9 protein-coding genes and 1 pseudogene are annotated in these 19,718 nt (G+C 74.5%); 5 read left to right on the top strand and 5 right to left on the bottom strand.

Annotation, left to right across the window (positions count from 1 at the left end):
* Positions 1-39 precede the first annotated feature (39 nt).
* The 5 genes and pseudogenes from AB1460_RS21025 (at position 40) to AB1460_RS21010 (ending at position 12,947) form a co-directional block, all read left to right on the top strand.
* Complete coding sequence (locus AB1460_RS21025; protein WP_368963485.1) at positions 40-9,414, top strand: amino acid adenylation domain-containing protein; 9,375 nt, start codon at positions 40-42, stop codon at positions 9,412-9,414.
* Complete coding sequence (locus AB1460_RS21020; protein WP_368963483.1) at positions 9,411-9,626, top strand: MbtH family protein; 216 nt, start codon at positions 9,411-9,413, stop codon at positions 9,624-9,626. The genes AB1460_RS21025 and AB1460_RS21020 overlap by 4 nt, the downstream gene beginning before the upstream one ends.
* A gap of 43 nt (positions 9,627-9,669) precedes the next feature.
* Positions 9,670-10,782, top strand: a pseudogene (hppD, locus tag AB1460_RS38385) (4-hydroxyphenylpyruvate dioxygenase); the annotation flags it as partial.
* A 102-nt stretch (positions 10,783-10,884) separates the two neighbouring features.
* Entirely contained in the window at positions 10,885-11,952 is a 1,068-nt protein-coding gene (locus tag AB1460_RS38380) for an alpha-hydroxy acid oxidase (RefSeq protein ID WP_420497329.1), read from the top strand.
* A 179-nt stretch (positions 11,953-12,131) separates the two neighbouring features.
* Positions 12,132-12,947 (top strand): class I SAM-dependent methyltransferase, encoded by an 816-nt coding sequence (locus AB1460_RS21010; RefSeq protein WP_368963481.1) that lies wholly within the window; start codon positions 12,132-12,134, stop codon positions 12,945-12,947.
* Between the two features lie 32 nt (positions 12,948-12,979).
* On the opposite strand, the gene AB1460_RS21005 is transcribed toward AB1460_RS21010, so the two are convergent.
* The 5 genes from AB1460_RS21005 to AB1460_RS20985 form a co-directional block, all read right to left on the bottom strand.
* Positions 12,980-13,630: a response regulator gene (locus tag AB1460_RS21005; RefSeq protein ID WP_368963489.1), complete on the bottom strand. Its 651-nt coding sequence runs from the start codon at positions 13,628-13,630 to the stop codon at positions 12,980-12,982.
* Between the two features lie 62 nt (positions 13,631-13,692).
* Entirely contained in the window at positions 13,693-14,937 is a 1,245-nt protein-coding gene (locus AB1460_RS21000) for a sensor histidine kinase (protein ID WP_368963480.1), read from the bottom strand.
* Positions 14,895-15,803 carry an ABC transporter permease gene (locus tag AB1460_RS20995; RefSeq protein WP_420497328.1) on the bottom strand — a complete coding sequence of 303 codons (909 nt, stop codon included), beginning with the start codon at positions 15,801-15,803 and terminating at the stop codon, positions 14,895-14,897. The genes AB1460_RS21000 and AB1460_RS20995 overlap by 43 nt, the downstream gene beginning before the upstream one ends.
* Positions 15,800-16,627, bottom strand: coding sequence for an ABC transporter ATP-binding protein (locus AB1460_RS20990; protein ID WP_420497327.1), 828 nt, complete (start codon positions 16,625-16,627; stop codon positions 15,800-15,802). The genes AB1460_RS20995 and AB1460_RS20990 overlap by 4 nt, the downstream gene beginning before the upstream one ends.
* 167 nt (positions 16,628-16,794) lie before the next feature.
* Complete coding sequence (locus AB1460_RS20985; RefSeq protein WP_368963477.1) at positions 16,795-19,707, bottom strand: helix-turn-helix transcriptional regulator; 2,913 nt, start codon at positions 19,705-19,707, stop codon at positions 16,795-16,797.
* Positions 19,708-19,718: the final 11 nt, after the last annotated feature.

Raw genomic sequence — 19,718 nt, 5'->3', positions numbered from 1 at the left:
GGTGTGGATCTTTCCGGGGTGGGTGGCGGGGGTCTGCCGTTGGCACATGCGGTGGAGGTGGCCGCCCTGGTGGTCGAGGGCGGTCGGGAGGCGGGTGACGAGCGCAGCGGTCCGGTGCTGCGGGCGTGGTGGTCGTGGGCGCCGGCGCTGTTCGACGGAGGTGAGGTGGAGCAGCTCGCCCGTCGCTGGGTGGACGCGCTGACCGACCTCGCCGCGCTGGCCACGCGGGCACCCACGGGCCCCGGCCAGCCGGGTGGACCACGCCCGGGGCTGCCGGCCGGCGGGTACCTCCCGTTCGACTTCCCTCTGGTGCCGCTGAGCCAGGCCGAGGTGGACGAGCTGGCGGACCGGGTGCCGGGCCTGGTCGACGTGCTGCCCATGGCCCCTCTGCAGGAGGGCCTGCTCTTCCACGCCCTGTACGACGATGACGGCGGGCGGGACACCCCCGGGCCGGGCACGTCCGACGTCTACACCCTCCAGCTGGCGCTGGACCTCGCCGGAGCTGTCGACCCGGCCCGCCTGCGCCAGGCGCTGGAAAGCGTGGTGGCCCGGCACCCGGCCCTGCGCGCGGCCTTCCTGACCGGTCTCGACAGCATGGGTGAACGCCCTGAAGCCGCGTCCCACGGCCCCGGGCTCCGAGCGGTCCAGGTGATCGCCGGCGCGGTCACCCTGCCCTGGCGGGAGTTCGACCTGGCGGGCCTGCCCGCCGCCGAACGCGAGGCCCAGGCCGAGCGGATCGCCCGGGCACAACGGGCCGAGCGATTCGACCTCTCCCGGCCGCCACTGCTGCGCGCGGCACTGCTTCGACTCGGCTACGGGGAAGCCCGGGGGGATCGGCTGCGGCTCCTCCTCACCCACCACCACATCCTGCTCGACGGATGGTCGTTGCCGCTGCTGCTCGAGGACCTGCTCCGCGCCTACGCGGGAACCGGGCCGGAGACACCCGCCAGGCCCCACCGGGACTACGTGGCCTGGCGTGCCGGCCGGGACCGCGAAGCGGCGCGGCGCGCCTGGGAACAGGCACTCGCCGGGATCACCGGGCCGACCCTGCTCGCCGCGGCGGCCGCCCCGGCCGGGACCGCGGCAGCACCGGCTGTGGCGGCTGTGGCGGCTGTGTCGGCGGCGCCGGCTGCCGCACCGGGTGTGCTGCCCGGGCAGGTCCACATCGACGTACCGCCGGGCCTCGCTCTGCGGTTGCGGACCTGGTCGCGGGCCCAGGGCCGCACCTTCGGCACCCTCGTCCAAGGGGCGTGGGCGCTGGTGCTGGCGCGCGTGACGGGCCGCTCGGACGTCGTGTTCGGCACGACGGTCTCGGGGCGTCCCGCCGAGCTCGACGGTGTCGAGTCCATGATCGGCCTGTTCGTGAACACGGTGCCGGTGCGGGTGCGGACGTCCGCCGCGGACACCCCCGCGCAGCTGCTGGGCCGGCTTCAGGAGGAGCAGGTACGCCTGCTCGACCACCATCATCTGGAACTGCCGGAGATCCTGCGGCTGACCGGTGCGCCGCAGCTGTTCGACACCCTGGTCGTCGTCGAGAACTACCCGCTGGGGGAGGCGACGGACCGTGCCCGGGCAGCCGCCGGGCTGCGCGTCACCGACGTCCTGATCCGTGACGCCACGCACTACCCGCTGACCGTGGTCGCGTTCGCGCACGGGGGTGCGCTGCGGCTCCGGCTGGACCACGCCCTCCCTCTCGTCGACCGGGCCACGGCGACGGTGCTGGGCGAGCGGCTGCTGGCAGTGCTCACGGCGATCGTCGACGGCCCGGACCTCCCGCTGGCCGGCATCGACGCGCTCACCCCGGCCGAACGCCGCCGGATCCTCGGCGACTGGAACCGGCCCAGCACCGACGGCGGGCCTGGCTCGGGGACCCTTGCCGACCGGCTCGCGCGGGGCCCGCGGCTGCCCGGCGGCGCGGTGCCGGCGAACGTGCCGGAGGTGTTCGCGGCCCGGCTCCACGCTGCACCCGACGCGGTGGCGCTGCGCTCCGGCGGTACCACCTACACCTACGCCGAGGTGGACCGGTGGGCCGCCCGCCTCACCAGCCGGGTCACGGCGGCGGGAGTGCGGCCCGGCGACCGGGTCGGCCTCCTGCTCGAGCGCGGTCCCGCGATGGTCGTGGCGATGCTCGCCGTGCTGCGCGCCGGCGCCGCCTACGTGCCGGTGGACGGACGGCTGCCGGCCGGGCGCCAGCGCGTGCTCCTGACCGTGACTGGCGCGCGGGTCCTGCTGGTCGACGGCACCACCGACGCCGGGCCTCTCACCGATCTCGCCGTCCCCCTGCCCGTCCCGCCGACCGCCCTCGGCAGCGACGGTGCCTGGGACGTCGACGTCGACGGCGACGGCGACGGCGCCTGTGCCGACGACCGTGCCCGTGACGGAGCCCCTGGCAGCGAGCTGCCCGGGATCGGGCTCGACAGCGCCGCCTACGTGATGTTCACGTCGGGGTCGACCGGTGTGCCCAAGGGAGTGGAGATCACCCAACGCGGGGTGCTCAGCCTCGCCCTCGACCAGCGGTGGGTGCTCGGGCCCGGTGAGCGGGTGCTGGTGCACTCGCCCTACAGCTTCGACCCGTCCACCTACGAGGTGTGGATGCCGCTGCTCGGCGGCGGCCAGCTGGTCTTCGGGCCACCCGGCGAGCCCGATGTCGACGCGCTGGCCGCCGTCATCCGCGAGCACGGGGTGACATCGGCGCTGCTGACCGCCGGCCTGTTCCGCATCGTCGCCGAGGAGGACCCGCTCGCCCTCGCCGGAGTGCGTGAGGTGCTGACCGGCGGCGACGTGGTCTCCGCGGCCTCCGTGCGGCGGGTCCTGGACCACTGCCCCGACACGCTCGTGACGGACATCTACGGGCCGACCGAGATCACCCTGTTCGCCACGCAGCATCCGATGCGGGCCGGGGACGACGTCCCGGCGAGCGTGCCGATCGGCCGTGCCCGCCAGGGGATGCGGGCCTACGTGCTCGACGACGCGCTGCGGCCGGTGCCGCCGGGAACCGTCGGTGACCTGTACATCGCCGGTGACGCGCTGGCCCGCGGGTACGTGGCGGCCCCCGGCCTGACAGCCACCCGTTTCGTCGCGGACCCCTTCGCCGACCTTCTCGGGGACCTGGGCGCCGCCGGCGGCGATCGCATGTACCGGACGGGTGACCTGGCCCGCTGGACGTCCGACGGCACGCTGGTGTTCGCCGGCCGCGCCGACGAACAGATCAAGATCCGCGGGTACCGGATCGAGCCCGGTGAGGTCGAGGCCGCGCTCGCCGCCCATCCGGACGTGACCGACGCGCTGGTCGCCCCGCTGGTCGGCCCGGCGGTCGGCGCCGACGAGAGCTTCTTCGCCCTCGGCGGCGACAGCGTCCTGTCGATCCAGCTGGTGAGCCGGGCCCGGCGGGCCGGGCTGCTGTTCAGCGCCCGTGACGTGTTCGAGCGGCGCACCCCGGCCGGGCTCGCGGCGGTCGCCCGCCCGGCCGCCGCCGGAAACAGGCCGGCGGGCAGCGCGGCGCGGGCGGATGACGCGACCGGCGATGTTCCGCTCACCCCTGTCATGCACTGGCTGCGGGAGCTTGTCCGCGGCCTGCCCGACGGCCCGGCCGGCGGCACCGACGCCGGTCCGCTCGCCGGCTTCGCCCAGTCAGTGCTGCTGAGGGTCCCCGCCGGACTGGGAGAGGAGCGACTCGGCCGCGCGGTGCGCATTCTGGCCGACCACCACGACATGCTGCGGGCCCGGCTGATCCAGAACGGCGGGTGGCACCTGCACGTCCCTGCCCGCGGTAGTGCTGCCGGCGCAGGTGCGGGCGAAGCCGCGGGCGCAGGCGCAGACGCGGGTGCGGGTGCCGGCGAGGAGCTGACGCCGGTCAGCCGCGTGGACGTCACGGGTCGGTCGCCTGCGGAGGTCACGGAGACGGTCCGGGCGTGGCTTGCCGCCGCCACCGCGGACCTGTCGCCCCTGACCGGCCGGATGCTGCGGGTGGTCTGGTTCGACGCGGGCGACGCCGCCGGCCTGCTGCTGCTGGTCGTCCACCATCTGGCGGTCGACGGGGTGTCGTGGCGGATCCTGCTGCCGGATCTCCACGAGGCCTGGGAGCTCGACCCCGCCGGCCCCACCCCCAGCCCTGGGAGCCTCGCCCCGGTCGGCTGTTCCTTCCGGGCCTGGGCCCGGCAGCTGGTGGCCCGCGCGACCACTCCCGACGTACTCGCCGAACTGCCGTACTGGTGGGGGGTGCTCTCCCGCGGCGTTCCGCTGGTGGCAGGCCGACCGGACCCGCTTCGTGACACGTGGGCGACATCGGGCCGGTACGCGGTGTCGCTTCCGACCGAGGTGTCGCGATCGTTGCTGGTGGAGGTGGCGCCGCGACTGCGCTGCGGGATGGAGGAGCTGCTGCTCGGGGCGTTGGCCGTCGCGCTGGACGGATGGAGCGCCGCCGGTCCGGGCACCGCTGCCGCGCCGGAGACCGGTGCGGGTCCGGAGGCGGCTGAGGGCTCGGGCGGGGTGCTGGTGGAGGTGGAGCGGCACGGGCGCGACGAGGGGGCGGATCTGTCGCGGACGGTGGGGTGGTTCACGGCGCTGTTCCCGGTGCTGGTCGAGGTCGGCGGTGTGGGTGTCGTGGGTGCGGTGCGCCGGGTCCGGGAGATGCTGCGGGGGGTCCCGGGTGACGGATCGGGCTATGGCCTGCTGCGGTATGTGAACGGGCAGTCGGGCGCGGTGCTGGCGGGCGCGGGTGCCGGTGCGGGCGTGGGGTTCAACTATCTGGGCCGCAGTGATGTGGGCGTGGGCGTGGGTGCAGAACCGGGCGCGGGCGGATGGTCGATGACCGGCGATGTGGATCTCTCGGGTGCGGGCGGCGGTGGTCTGCCATTGGCACATGCGGTCGAGATCGGTGCGCTGGTGGTGGAGGACGCCGCGGCGAACGGCCCGGTGCTGACGGCGTCGTGGTCGTGGGCGCCGTCGCTGGTCGGCGCGGACGAGATCCGTGACCTCGCCGACCGCTGGGTCCGCGCGCTCACCGACCTCGCGGACCCGGTCCTGCGCGACGGCCCCGTCCCGGCGGACGAGGTCGAGCCTGGCCCGGCCGATCTGCGCCGCGACGTCCCGCTGGTGGCGCTCACCGCGGCGGGGTTGGCGGACCTGCGGGCCAGGGTGCCGGGCCTGGCCGACGTTCTGCCGCTGGCGCCGCTGCAGGAGGGCCTGCTCTTCCACGCGCTGTACGAAGCCGGGAACGGCGGCCCGCGCAGCGGGGACGGTGCCGACGGCGGCGGCGCGGCGGACGCGAAGGCCCCCGGCGCCGGTGAGGGTGGCGGTGAGGGCGGCGGGACGCCCCACGTCGATCCGTACACGGCCCAGCTGGTGGTGGATCTCGCCGTGCCCGTGGACCCGGGCCGGCTGCGCGGCGCCTTCGAGGCCGTCCTGGCCCGGCATCCGGCGCTGCGGGCGGCGTTTCTGACCGGGGTACCCGGCGTCACCGGTGACGAGGACGGCTCACGCTGGGCCGTGCAGGTCATCGCCGGGACGGTGGAGCTGCCCTGGCGGGAGGTCGACCTCGCCGGCCGGCCGGAACCGGAGCACGCCGCCGCCCGGATAGCGGCGGCGGAGCGGTCCGCCGGTTTCGACCTCGTCCGCCCGCCGCTGATGCGGGTGGCGCTACTGCACCTCCCGGCGGGCAGCGCACCGGCCGACAAAGCACCGGCGGGCAGCGCGCCGGAGGGCGGGGCCGGGGCGATCCGGGCGCGGGTGGTGCTCACCCACCATCACCTTCTGCTCGACGGCTGGTCGATGCCGCTGCTCGTCCGTGACCTGCTCGACGCGTACGAGAGCGGCGGCCGACTGGCGCCATCGGCCGCCTCCTACCGCGACCACCTGGTGTGGCTGGCCGGCCGCGACCGTGCCGCGGCACGCGCGGCGTGGGCAGCCGAGCTCGCCGGGCTCGCCGAGCCCTGCCTGGTCGCGCCGGGTGCGCCCGAGATCGCCCCGGTCGCGCCCGCCCACCACGAGGTCGAGCTACCCGCGGAGCTGGGCGACGCGATGCGCCGTTTCGCCCGCGACCACGACCTGACCCTCAACACCGTGGTGCAGGGAGCCTGGGCACTGCTGCTGGCCCGCCTGACCGGCCGCGCGGACGTCGTGTTCGGGGCGACGGTGTCGGGACGTCCCGCCGAGCTCGACGGTGTCGAGTCGGTGATCGGGCTTTTCATCAACACCGTGCCGGTGCGGGTCCGGGTCGACCCCGCGGAGCCGGCGGCCAGCCTGCTGAGCGGTCTCCAGCAGGCCCAGGCCCGGCTCCTCGACCACCAGCATCTCGGCCTCGGCGAGATCACCCGGCTCGCGGGACTGCCGCGCCTGTTCGACACCCTTGTCGTCTTCGAGAACTACCCGCTGGACGAGGCACCGGCCGACCCGCGCCTGGTCGCCGTCACCGGGCACGACGCCACCCACTACCCGCTCACCCTCGTCGTGCTGCCGGCGCGCCGCCCGCGGCTGCGGCTCGGATACCGGCCGGACGCCGTCGGCGCCGACCTGGCCGAGGCGATCGGCCGCTGGCTGACCCGCCTGCTGACCGACCTGACGGACGTCCCGCGGCACGGCGGCGCACCCGGGCGGCTGGCCGGGTCGTTCGACCTGCTCGACGAGAAGGAGCGCCACCGGGTGCTCGTCGAGTGGAACGACACCGCGGTCACGCTGCCCGCGGCCACCCTGACGGACCTGCTCGACGCCCAGATCGCGCGGACCCCGGACGCGGAGGCCGTCGTGTTCGAGGGCACGCGGCTGCGCTACGCCGAGCTCGATGCCAGGGTCACGGCCGTCGCGGCCTACCTGCGGGCTCGCGGGGTGGGTCCGGAACACCGGGTGGCCGTGGTCATCCCGCGCTCGGACGGGCTGGTGGTCGCCGTGCTCGCCGTGCTGCGGGCGGGCGCCGCCTATGTCCCGGTCGACCCCGGGTACCCCGCGGAACGGGTCGCCACGATCCTGCTGGACGCGGCGCCCACCTGGATCCTCACCTCGGCGCAGCTGCGCGCGGCCGAGGCGTCCGGCGCCGGGGACCTCACCGGGGCGCCTGGCGCGAGGGCGGGCGGCGGGTCGCGCCGGCTCGACCCTCGGCACCCGGCGTATCTGATCTACACCTCGGGGTCGACCGGCGAGCCGAAGGCGGTCACGACCAGCCACGAGGCGATCGTCAACCGGCTGCGCTGGATGCAGGCCACCTACCCGCTCAGCCCCGGCGCCCGGGTGCTGCACAAGACCCCGGCCACCTTCGATGTGTCGGTGTGGGAACTGTTCTGGCCGCTGATCGCCGGCGCCACCGTGGTCGTCGCCCGACCGGACGGGCACCGGGATCCCGGCTACCTGGCCGATCTCGTCGCCACCGAGCGGATCGACACCGCCCACTTCGTCCCGTCGATGCTCGAGGTGTATCTGGACGAGATCGCGCGGCCTGGCCGGGACGGCCCTGCGGCGGCCCCGCGCCGGGTGCTGTGCAGCGGCGAGGCGCTGCCGGGCGAGCTGGTCCGCCGCTTCCACGAGGTGCTCGGCGACCCGCCCGCCGGCGGCTCCGGCGGCTCCGGCCGGACCGAGCTGCACAACCTGTACGGGCCGACCGAGGCGGCCGTCGACGTCACCGCGTGGCCGTGCCCGCCCGAAACGCCGCGGACGGTGGCGGGGACGACGGGGATGACGGGGACGGTGCCGATCGGCCGGCCGGTGTGGAACACCCGCCTCCACATCCTGGACGCGGCGCTGCGGCCGGTGCCGCCGGGCGTGCCCGGCGAGCTGTACCTGGCCGGGACGCAGCTTGCCCGCGGGTACCACGGCCAGCCGGCGGTCACCGCGGCCCGGTTCGTCGCCACGCCCTTCGGCCCGCCCGGGTCCCGCATGTACCGCACCGGTGACCGGGCCCGCTGGCGTGCCGACGGCGCGGTCGAGTTCCTCGGCCGCGTCGACGACCAGCTGAAGATCCGCGGGGTCCGGGTCGAACCCGCCGAGATCGAGCACGTGCTCGCCGCCCATCCGGGCGTGGCCCGGGCAGCCGTCGCCGCCCAGCCGGGCCCCGGAGGTACGCGCCTCGTCGCCTGCGTGGTGCCCGTGCCGGGCGTACCGGCCGACGTGGGCGACCTGCGCGCACATGTGGCCCGGGCGCTGCCCGAGCACTGCGTGCCCTCGGTCGTCGTCATGGTCGACGACCTGCCGCGGACAGCCAACGGCAAGCTCGACCGCCGAGCGCTGGTGGCGCTTGCCGCCGCGGGGCCGGCGGCGCATCAGCCGGAGCTGCCGGTGGCGCCCGACCCGTCGCCGGGCACGCCCGCAGTGGCGTCTCACCGGGCGCGGGCGCTGGCCGACCTGTTCGCCCAGGTCCTGGGCCTGCCTGAGGTCGGCCCGCAGGACGGGTTCTTCGACCGGGGCGGGCACTCGCTGCTCGCGATGCGCCTGGTCGGGCGGATCCGGGACGAGCTCGGCCTGGTGACCGGTATCCGGGACCTGCTCGCCGCGCCCAGCCCGACCGCGCTCGCGCAGCGGCTCGCCGACCAGCACCCGGCCCCGCACCGGCGGCTGGAGGGGGCGTTCGATCCGGTGCTGCCCCTGCGGGCCGGTGGCGGGAACCCGCCGCTCTTCTGCGTCCACCCCTCGTCCGGGCTGAGCTGGGCCTACACCGGGCTGCTACCCGGTCTGGACCGCCGCCAGCCCGTCTACGGCCTGCAGGCGCCCGCGCTCGCAGCCCTCGGCGCACCGATCGGTGCCGGTGCCGGTCCCGCCGCCGGGCCAGCTGGGGTGGGGGCCTCCGTCGGCGAGCTGGCCCGGCGCCATCTCTCGGCCCTGCGCACGGTGAGCCCGGGTGGCCCGTACCGGCTGCTCGGCTGGTCCTTCGGCGGGGTCGTCGCGTACGAGATGGCGGTCCGGCTGCAGCAGGCGGGCGAGCAGGTCGAGCTCCTCGTCCTGCTGGACGCCTACCCGCCGGCCGGCGCGACCGCCGCCGAGAGCGAACCGACTGCCGAACCGACTGCCGGACCAGTCGCCGGCGCCGGTAGGCGGGTGCCGGAGGAACTGCGGGAGCACGCCGCGCTTGCCCGGCTCGACGAGGCGGCGCTCGATCGGCTCGCGGCAGTGTCCGCGGAGCACGAGCGGGCGCTGGCCGGCTTCGCCCCGGGGCGGTTCGACGGGGATCTGGTGCTGTTCACCGCGGGCCAGGACCGGCGCCCCGGCGCGACGGGGACCGCGGCGTGGGCGGGGCACGTCACCGGCCGTGTCGTCGAGTATCCGCTGCCCTGTACCCATCACGAGATGCTCCGGCCGGAGCCGGCCGCCGCGATCAGCGCGGTGCTCGCCGAGCTGCTGGCCCCGGCCGACCCGGCCGACCCGGCCGACCGGGTCACTGAAACCGGATTCCGCTCACGCGGGTCCTCCGACGGCGAAGGAGCCGACCGATGACGACCAACCCGTTCGACGACGAGAGCGCCGACTTCCTGGTTCTGGTCAATGACGAGAACCAGCACTCGCTGTGGCCGGTGTTCGCCGACGTCCCGGCCGGCTGGAGCTCGGTGCACGGCCCGGCCGGCCGGGCCGTGTGCCTCGACTACATCGAGACGCACTGGACGGACCTGCGTCCGCGCAGCCTCGTCCAGCAGATGTCCGCCGGCTGACCCGTCCGCCCACCAGCAGACGTCGATCCCGGAGGGGCGGTCCATGCCCAAGAACACCTCTACCGACACCCTGACCCCGCAGACGGCGGCGGCCGAGCCGCCGGCGCGCCCGCTGACCGTCAGCCACGTCGTCTACTTCACCGCGGATGCGCCCACCGCCGCCGCGGACTTCGCCGACCGGTGGGGATTCCACCCCGTCGCCACCGCGGACGACGACGGAACCCCGGACGGCCCGGGCCGCGCGGTCGCGCTGCGCCAGGGCGGGCTCAACCTGGTGGTCTGCGAGGGCCGGCATCCCGACCATCCCGCCGCGCGGTTCGTCGAGCGTCACGGGGACGGCTTCGGCGACCTCGCGCTGCGTACGGACGACGTGCGCACCGCGGTCACCGACGCCGTCGGGCGCGGGGCGCGGGTGGTCGCCGAGCCCACCGAACGGGACGGGCTGGTGTGCGCGGTGCTCGGCGGCTTCGGCGACATCCGGCACACCCTGGTCGAGCGGCCGGGGGCGGGGGAGGCCTGGCTGCCCGGGTTCACCCCGGTGGCCGACGGGATCGGGTTCGGCCCGGCCTCGGACGCGGACCCGATGACCGGGCTGACCGGGCTCGATCACGTGGCCGTCGCCGTCGAGGCCGGCACGCTGGACGAGACCGCGGCCTACTACCACCGCGTCTTCGGCTTCCGCACCGTGTACTCGGAGATCATGGTCCGTGACGACGAGGCGATGGACTCGAACGCCGTCCGCAGCCCCTCCGGCGACCTCACCCTGACGCTGATCTCCCCGAGCTCGGACCACAAGCCAGGCCACATCGGCGACTTCCTGTCCTGGCACGGCGGCCCTGGGGTGCATCATCTGGCATTCGCGTCCACCGACCTGACCCGTACCGTCGACATCCTGCGTGACCGCGGTGTGGCCTTCCTCGACCCGCCGGATCTGTACTACGAGCGGCTCGTCAGCCGGGTCGACCTCACCCGGCACCCGCTCGAGGAGGTGCAGCCCCGTGGGATCCTCGCCGACCGCGAGGAGGGTGGCCTGCTCTATCAGATCTTCACCCGGTCCAGCCATCCACGGCGCACGCTGATCTTCGAGGTCATCGAGCGGGACGGCGCCCAGGCGTTCGGCAACCGGAACGTGCGCGCGCTCTACGACGCGATCCAGGCCGAGAACGCCGAGATCGCCGGTCAGGTCGCCGTCCCGGCAGCCCCGGCTCCGGCTCCGGCTCCGGCTCCGGCTCCGGCCCCGGCTCCGGCTCCGGCTTCGCTGCTGACACCGGCGGACGCCGAAGAGGCCGCCGCCCGCCTGCTGCCCGCCGACATCTGGGACTTCGTGCGTTCCGGCGCGGGCACCGAACGCACGCTGACCGCCAACACGACCATGCTCGACCAGGTCAGCCTGCTGCCCCGGGTACTCGTCGACGTCTCCGCGGTCAGCACCGCGGGCCGGCTGCTCGGCAGCGACGTCCCGGCGCCGATGGCCGTCGCCCCGATGGCCTACCAGCGGGCGGTGCACCCCGACGGAGAGCTGGCGGCCGCGGCCGGCGCGCTGGCCGCCGGGGTGCCGTTCACCGTCAGCACGTTCAGCAGCGTCGCCGTCGAGGACATCGCCGTCACCGGTGCGGACCTGTGGTTCCAGCTGTACTGGCTCCGTGACCGCGGCGCGGTCGCCGAGCTGGTCGCCCGGGCTGAGCAGGCGGGTGCCCGGGCCCTCATGCTGACGGTCGACACCCCCCGGATGGGCCGGCGCCTCGCGGACATGCGCCGGTCCTTCACCCTGCCGCCGGACGTCACCGCCGCGCACTTCTCCCTGAACGCCGAGCGCCTCCCGGCCGGCGTCTCGGCCCTCGCCGCCCAGACCGCCGCGCTGGTCGACCCGGCGCTGAGCTGGGCGGATCTCGACTGGCTGCGGGAGCGGACCAGCCTCCCCCTGATCTGCAAGGGCATCCTGCATCCCGACGACGCGGTGCGTGCCGCGCGGGCGGGTACCGCGGCGGTGGTCGTCTCCAACCACGGCGGGCGCCAGCTCGACGGGGCGGCGGCGAGCGTGACCGCGCTTCCCGCCGTCGTCACCGCGGTGCGGGCCGCCGTCGGTGACAAGGTCGACGTGCTTCTGGACGGCGGCGTGCGCACGGGATCCCACCTGCTCAGCGCGCTGGCTCTCGGCGCCGGCGGGGTGCTCGTCGGTCGTCCCGCGCTGTGGGGCCTGGCGCTCGGGGGCGCGACCGGCACCGCCCGGGTGCTGGGTCTGCTGCGCGCGGAGCTGGAGGACGCGATGGCGCTCGCCGGCTGCCCGGACCTCGCCGCCGCGGCGCGCCTGACCGCCATCCACTGACCGCCATCCACTGACCGGCACCAGTTCGCTGACCGGGAACCGGTCGACGGAGCACTAGGGGTCGGTCTGGGGAAGCCCAGCCCGCCGACATCACGCGACTATCGAGAGGGCTGACGGAATTCCCGGCCCGGAACAGGTTCTTCCCGGTTCATCGTCTTGCGACGGAGGATAGGCCGAGCATGCGGCGTACATTCAAGGACTTCGACATCTCGGTGACGATGAAGCGGGATGACTTCCTGCGTACCAAGGGCGTCGGCCAGCGCAATCTCCTGCTCGGCCGCGCGGTCGTCGAGTTCGCCAGCGACCTGGCACACCTCGACGAGATCCAGCGGGAGTTCGTCGGAGGTGCCTCCCGCCCGCTGATCAGGGGTGACTGGGAGGGCAGCCCGGCCGACTACAGCGACCCGTCCCAGCTGGTGATCCAGGGCCAGCAGGTCATGCAGGACTGGGAGCTGCCGCTGATGAAGGTGCTGGCCGAGAACGCGGCCGCGAACGGCGGTGACCTCCTGGAGGTCGGATTCGGCATGGGAATCTCGGCGACCGCCGTCCAGGAACGCGGAGTGCGCTCCCACACCCTGATCGAGATCAACCATGATGTCGCGGAGCAGTTCGAGCAGTGGCGCCGAGGCTGGCCGGACCGCGACATCCGGCTGGTCTTCGGGGACTGGCGGGACGTCTTCGGCGAGCTCGGCGAGTTCGACGCCATCCTGTACGACGTCTACCCGACGAACGAGCAGGACTTCGTCCGGACGCTCGGCCCGCGGGCCGTTGTGCTCGCCGCCGAGTTCTTCGAGCATGCCGCAGCGCATCTGCGGCCCGGCGGTGTCCTGTCGTACTACACCAACGAGATCGACTCGATCGGCCGCGCGCACCAGCGGGAGCTGCTGAAGCATTTCACGTCGTTCACGGTGCGCCTGGTCACCGGGCTGCAGCCGCCGGCCGACTGCACCTACTGGTGGGCCGGCACGATGGCCGCGGTGACCGCATACCGGTGACCGCATACCGGTGACCGTGTACTCCGCGGGTCTCAGAGCAGACCGGCGGTCACCGCCGCCATGACCGCCTCGGTGCGGTCGGAGACGCCGAGCTTCTGGAAGATCCGCACCAGGTAGGTCTTCACCGTGGCCTCGCCGATGTGCAGCTCGCGGCCGATCTCGGCGTTGGTGTTGCCGCGCGAGACCAGCCGGAGCACCTGGACCTCCCGCCCGGAGAGCGGCCCCGGCTCGGGGGCCCGCATCCGGTCGAACAGGCGGGCGGCGACCGACGGGGAGAGCACCGTCTCCCCGCGGGCCGCGGCGCGGACCGCCTGGGCCAGGTCGGCGGGGGTGGTGTCCTTCAGCAGGTAGCCCGCGGCACCGGCGCCGACCGCGGGCAGGATGTCACCGTCCGCCTCGTAGGTGGTCAGGACGAGCACCTTCGTCGCGGGCAGCGCCGCCCGGATGCGGGCGGTGGCGGTCACCCCGTCGCCGTCGGGCATCCGCAGGTCCATGAGGACGACCTGGGGGAGGAGCGCCTGCGCCAGCCGCACGGCGGCGGTGCCGGAGGACGCCTCACCGACCACGCTGATCCCCGGGTACGGATCGAGCATCGCCCGGATCCCCGCGCGGACCACCGGATGGTCGTCGACGAGCAGCACCCGGATCTCGGCACCCGCGGCACCCGCGCCGTTCGCGCCCATCGCGCCGTTTATGCCGTTCGCGCCGCTCGTGCCGTTCAATTGCCTCGCGTCGTTCATGTCGGTCACGTCGGCAGCTCCAGCCGGACGGTCGTGCCGGCGGCCGGCGCCGACGTGATGGTCAGCCGGCCGCCGGCCCGGTCGACCTGCCGGCGCAGTGACGGCAGGCCGTGCCCGGCCGGGCCGCTCGCGGGGCCTGCGCCGGACGGCGCGAAGCCGCGGCCGTCGTCCTGGATCTCGAGGGTCACCGCGTCGTCGCGGTAGCGCAGAGCGATCGTGACCCGGGACGCGGCGGCGTGCTTGGCGACGTTGGCCAGGGCCTCCTGGCCGCCGCGCAGCAGGACGACGTCCCGGGCGGTGCCCAGCGGGCGGGCGGTGCCCTCGACCCGCAGCGTGCCCGCGACCTCGTGGAGCTCCGCCAGCCGGTCCAGTTCGGTGCGCAGGGCGTGTCCGAGGGAGGCCGGCGCGGCGCGCGGGGCGGGGCGGGCGGCGACGAGCGCGCGGGCGTCCGCGAGGTTCTGCCGGGTGGCACGCAGCGCGAGGTCGAGGTGGCGCCGGGCACGCGGCGGGTCGGTGTCGAGAGCGGCGTCGAGGGCCTGCATCAGCATCATGACGCTGGACAGGCCCTGCGCGAGCGTGTCGTGGATGGCCTCGGCGTAGCGTTCCCTTTCCGCCGCCCGGCCGGACTCGTAGGACAGCCGGCCGAGCTCGGCGCGGGTCGTCTCCAGCTCCCGGATGAGGGCCGCCCGCTCGGCGCTCTGCCGGATGATGTGGTGCGCCCACACCCCGATCACGATCGCCAGGAGCAGGGCGACGAGTGCGAGCAGCGCGAGCGGGAGCGGCCCGCCGGCGAGCCGGGGCAGCTCCGGCCCGGCGAGCAGGGCGGTGAGTAGCCAGCCGAGGTTGAGCGCGGTGACCGTGAGCGCGGCGGCCGCGGCGCCGACCATCAGGAACGCCTGCGCCCCGAGGGCGAACAGCATGACCGAGCTGGCGGCGACGAGCCAGGCCGCCGCGGTGAACAGCGCGACGACGGCGGCCTGGTAGACCAGCGCGGGCCAGCCCTGCCGGCGGCTGCGCACCAGCCGCCGGCCGACGGCGAGGTAGCCCAGGCCGAGCGCGGCGACCAGGAGCGCGCCCGCCCCCCGCCGGTCGGCGGGGACGTCGGGCCCGAGCAGCACGAACCCGAGCGCCACGGCGACGACGAGGGCGAAGTAGGCGTCCCAGAGCGGGAGCCGGCGCAGCCACTCGTCGCCGTCGCCGTCGCCGGTCACGAGTCCCGGCGGCTCCGCCAGCGGAAGGTGGTCAGGCACAGGATGAGCCCCCCGATGCACCAGGCGGACAGGACGAGCGCGATGCGGCCGTGCTCCCAGGCACCGGCCGGTTCCAGGGCGACCCCGGAGTCGGGCAGGAACACGGAGCGGAAGCCCTGCGCCATCCACTTGAGCGGGAACAGCGCCGCGACATGCTGGAACAGCGACGGCAGCTCGGTGATGGGCACGATGAAGATGCCGGAGATGAACTGCAGCACCAGGAACGGCAGGTTGACCACCGGGGCGGCACTGCGGATGGACCGCGGGACGCTGCTCATCGCCACCCCGAGCAGGGCGCAGCCGGTGACACCGAGCAGGAAGACCCAGGCCAGGGTCAGCCAGTGCCCGAGGTCGGTGGGCAGCCTCAGGTCGAACAGGGCGATGCCGACGGTCATCACGATCGCCACCTCGGCCAGCGCGGTGACCAGGACGAGGATGACCTTGCCGAGGAAGTAGGCGATGGGCGGCATCGGCGCGCCGCGCAGCCGCTTGATCGTCCCGTCGTCGCGGTCGCTGCAGATGCCGATGGCGAGGTTGACGAAGCTCGTCGACGCGATGCCGGCCGCGATCATGCCGGCGGTGAGCAGCTGGCTGGCGGGGATGCCGGGCACGATCGCCCGGTCGTTCAGCTGGGTGTCGAAGATGGAACCGAGGAGGATCAGCAGTACCGCCGGGAGCGCGAAGGTGAAGACCACCGCGTCCCGCTCCCGGAAGAACTGCCGCAGCTCCAGCGCCCCGCGGGCCAGGACGAGCCGCCACAGCGCGGGTGGCCTCCCGACCGGCCGTACCCAGGCCGCTCCAGCTGCTCCAGCTGCTCCAGCTGCCCCGGAGGCGCGGGGGCTGTGGGTGGCCGGCTGGGTCGTCACGAAGAGCTCCCGATCAGGGTGAGGTAGACGTCCTCAAGGGTCGGGCGGGTGATCGTGAGGCCGGGAATCTCGCCGCCGAGGCGTTGGGACAGCGCGTGGGCCGCGGCTGTCGGCTCGGGCGTCTCGAGGGTGCGCACGGCGCCGCCCTCGATCCACCGCAGCCGGGCGTCGGCGGCGCTGCGCCCGCCCAGGGTGGCCGGCGGGCCGACGGCGACGATGCGCCCGGCGCTGATCACGGCCACCCGGTCGGCGAGAGCCTCGGCCTCGTCGAGGTAGTGCGTCGTCAGCAGGATCGTCGTGTCCTGGGTGCCGGCGAGGTCGCGCAGCAGGTCCCAGAACTGGCGGCGGGCCTCCGGGTCGAAGCCGGTGGTCGGCTCGTCGAGGAACAGCAGCCGGGGCCGGCCGATCACCCCGATGGCGACGTCGACCCGGCGGCGCTGGCCGCCGGACAGCATCCGGATCCGTTTGCCGGCCGCCGCGGTGAGGCCGACGAGCTCGATGACCTCCGCGGGGTCGCGGGGGGTCGGGTAGTAGCGGGCGAAGTGGGCGACGGTCTCGGCGACCGTCAGCTCCGCCATGTCGTGGGCGTCCTGCAGGACCAGGCCGATGCCGTACCGCCAGCTCATCGGGGCCCGCTGCGGGTCGGCGCCGAGCACGGTCACCTCACCGGCGTCCCGCTTGCGGAACCCCTCGAGGATCTCGACGGTGGTGGTCTTGCCGGCGCCGTTCGGGCCGAGCAGCGCGAAGATCTCGCCGTGGGCGATGTCGAGGTCCACACCGTCCACCGCGGGCACCCCGCGGTAGAGCTTGCGGAGACCTCGCACGCGAACCGCATCTGTCACGGGTGCAGTGTGGGCGCCGTCCGCCGACTGGCGGGACCGCCGAAGGACGGACATGGGTGTCCCCCGTTCGATGGACAGAAGGTGCGCCGGCGGCGGGCCGGCACCTTTCGGCGGGCGGTTGCGCGCGCCGGTGCCCGCCCGCCCGGGCGTCAGGAGATCTCGCTGAACTCCGCCGGCAGCTTCGCCGGCAGATCATTGCGGCGGGTGACGCCGATCTTGCGGTACACCCGGGTCAGGTGCTGCTCCACCGTGCTCACCGTCACGAACAGCTTGTTGGCGATCTGGCGGTTGGTGTCGCCCTGCGCGGCGAGCGCCGCGACGCGGCGCTCGGCCTCGCTCAGCGCGTTCAGCGTGGCGGTGTCCACGGTGGGCTGCGGCTCCGCGGCGTCGGCCTCGTCGAAGTCGGGCAGCAGGACCCGGCGCAGTGCGTCGGCGTGGCAGTCGGTGGCGAGCTGCCAGGCCCGCCGGACGGTCACCCGGGCCCGGGTGGAGTCGCCGGCGACCTGGTACGCCCGGCTGAGGTCGGCCAGGGTGTACGCCAGCTCCAGGTCGTCGCCGACCCGCCGCAGCATCGCGGCCGACTCGCGCAGCAGTGCGATGCGCTGGGCCACCGGGCTGATGGCGGCCAGCAGCCGGTGGGCGAGGCCCATCGGCCGGTTCGGCACCGAGCCGAGCTGTGCCACCTGCACCTCGATCAGGTTCCGCGCCTGGTCGGTGTCACCGAGGTCCAGGTGGGCGCGGGCCGCGTCCAGCCGCCACGCCACGATGTCCGGCAGGTCGATGTTCCACCGGTCCATCAGGTCGCCGCAGGTGAGGAAGTCGTCGAGGGCGGCGTCGGGCCGCCCGGCGGCAAGGTAGTAGCGGCCGCGGGCCTGCAGGTACTCCAGCCCCCAGATCGTCTGGAACGTCTCCTCGGGCACCGGCTGGTCGAGGTGCGCCGCCGCCTCCTCGATCATGCCGCGGGACGTCATCGCCTGGATCAGCGTCGCCAGCGGCGCGCCGAGCGATGTCGCCCAGCTCTCGACGGACATCCGGGCCAGCGCGGCCTCGGCATGCCGCTGCGCGTCGAGCATGCGGCCCTGGCGCAGCGACACCTTCGCCCGCACCGAGCCCAGCACCGCCTGCCAGGTCGGCGCCTCGTGCTCGGCGGCCTGGGCCAGCAGCCGGTCGCACCACAGCGCCGCGGTCTCCAGATGGTCGGCGTGCACCAGAATCCCGAGGGACGCCGCGATCGGCGCGAGCGTGGCGTCCCCGAGCGTGCACTGCTGCAGGAACTGCTCCGCCGCCGTCACCGCCTGGTTGCCGGGGGCCTTGTTCAGCACCGTCTCCAGGACGCAGGCCAGTACCTCCCGGGTGCTGGTGCGGTCCCGTGGCCGGCGGCCGGGTGCGTCGAGGTCCGCCGCCGGACGCCCGACCGAACCCGGGTAGGCGAGGTTCGCCCAGACCTGCGCGAAACGGATCTCGGCCTGCTGGTCGTCGTCGACGGCGCGGGCGGCCAGGCGGTCCAGGACCGCCCGCGCCTCCCGGACCTGCCCGAACCAGAGCATGCCGTGGACGGCGAGGATGCCGTGCGGCAGCGACAGCGTCCCCTCGCGGGCCATCGCACCCAGCTGGGGCAGCCGGTGCCGGGCCTGGGCCGGGTCGGCACGCCATTCGATCTGCAGCAGTATCGCCCGCAGCGCGGCCCGCTCCTCCGGGTCGCCGCTGATGGCGTGTGCCAGCCGCAGCAGGCGGATCGCCAGGGCGCTCTCACCCGGCTCACCGAGCAGTTGCTCGGCCGCCTCCCGCAGCACGGGCACCGCCCACGGGTCGAGATCACCCCCGGTACGCACCAGGTGCCGGGCGACGGACACCGGCGTCGCGCCCTCGTCGTAGAGCAGGCGGGCGGCGCGCAGGTGCAGCTGTGCGACCTCCGGGGCCGGCATGCCGTCGAGGACGGCCTGGCGGGCCCGTGGGTGCGGCAGCCGCCCGGAGCGCAGCAGGCCGGCCGCGGCCAGTACGGAGGCGCTGCGTTCGACGGTCGCGCTGTCCAACGCGGACAGCCGGGCCAGCGGCATGATCCCGGCCGGCAGCTCCACGTCGAGGATGGCGGACGCGCGCAGCACCCGCTGGGCCTCCGGGTCGCAGCGGTCCAGGCAGCGGTGGACCGCCCGGGCGTACTCCGCCCCGGCCGCCACCTGCCCGCCCCGGTCGACCTTGGCCCGGGAGTCGGGGAGGCCCGCGAGATCGGTGGCGAGCGCCTGTACGAGCAGCGGGTTTCCCCCGGTCGCGGCCTTGCAGGAGGCGACCAGCGCGGGGGAGGCGTCCGGCAGCCGTCGGGTGAGCAGGTCGCGGACAGCGACCGAGGAGAGGGCGGGTACCCGCAGTGGCCCGCCGGGAGCCTGGTCGATCAGCTCGGCATAGAGCAGAGGGTCCGTCGGCTCGCTGAGATCCCGTCCGCACAGCAGCGTGATGATGCGCGACTGGTCGATGCGTCGGGTCAGGTAGAGCAGACAGCGCAGCGAGATCGGGTCCGCGTGGTGCAGGTCGTCCACGGCGACGAGGACCGGGCGCTGTTCGCTGACCTGATGCAGCGCCGCCGCAGTGGTGTGCAGCAGCTGTGCCAGCCAGCGGTCGGCGAGTTCGTGGGGAACGGTGGCGAACTCCTCCGACGCCCGGTAGGAATGCGCGAAATGGCTGTGTGCGACCTGGCGAAGGACCGGTGAGCCATGGCAGAACTGGTCCACCAGGCCCAGCGGGAGCCGCCTTTCCGTACGGGTTCCTGTTCCCTTCAGAACGAGAAATCCCTCCTCCGTCGCGCGATCGGTGAATCTGCGGACGAGGCTGGACTTCCCGCTGGCGAGCGGTCCGACGATCGCAACCGACGTCCCGACGCCCTCCGCGCAGCGGGTGAGCGCGTCCTCGAATCTGCTCATGTGCTGTTTGCGTTCGACGAGCACCGTTCCTTGCTCTCTCTTGCACACCCGGGAACGTGGATGTGTACGACGGACATTCGCTCTATTCTTTCGCCGGCTGCCTGGACGGACAGTCGGGTGAACATCTGAAGCAGGCACCGCGTCCATGGTGGTCTGCG

It is taken from the genome of Parafrankia sp. FMc2 (assembly GCF_041008525.1).
In the GTDB taxonomy this organism is placed as follows: Bacteria; Actinomycetota; Actinomycetes; order Frankiales; family Frankiaceae; genus Parafrankia.
Note: the sequence above shows the minus strand (reverse complement) of the source record. Positions and strands in the feature narration are given on the sequence as shown.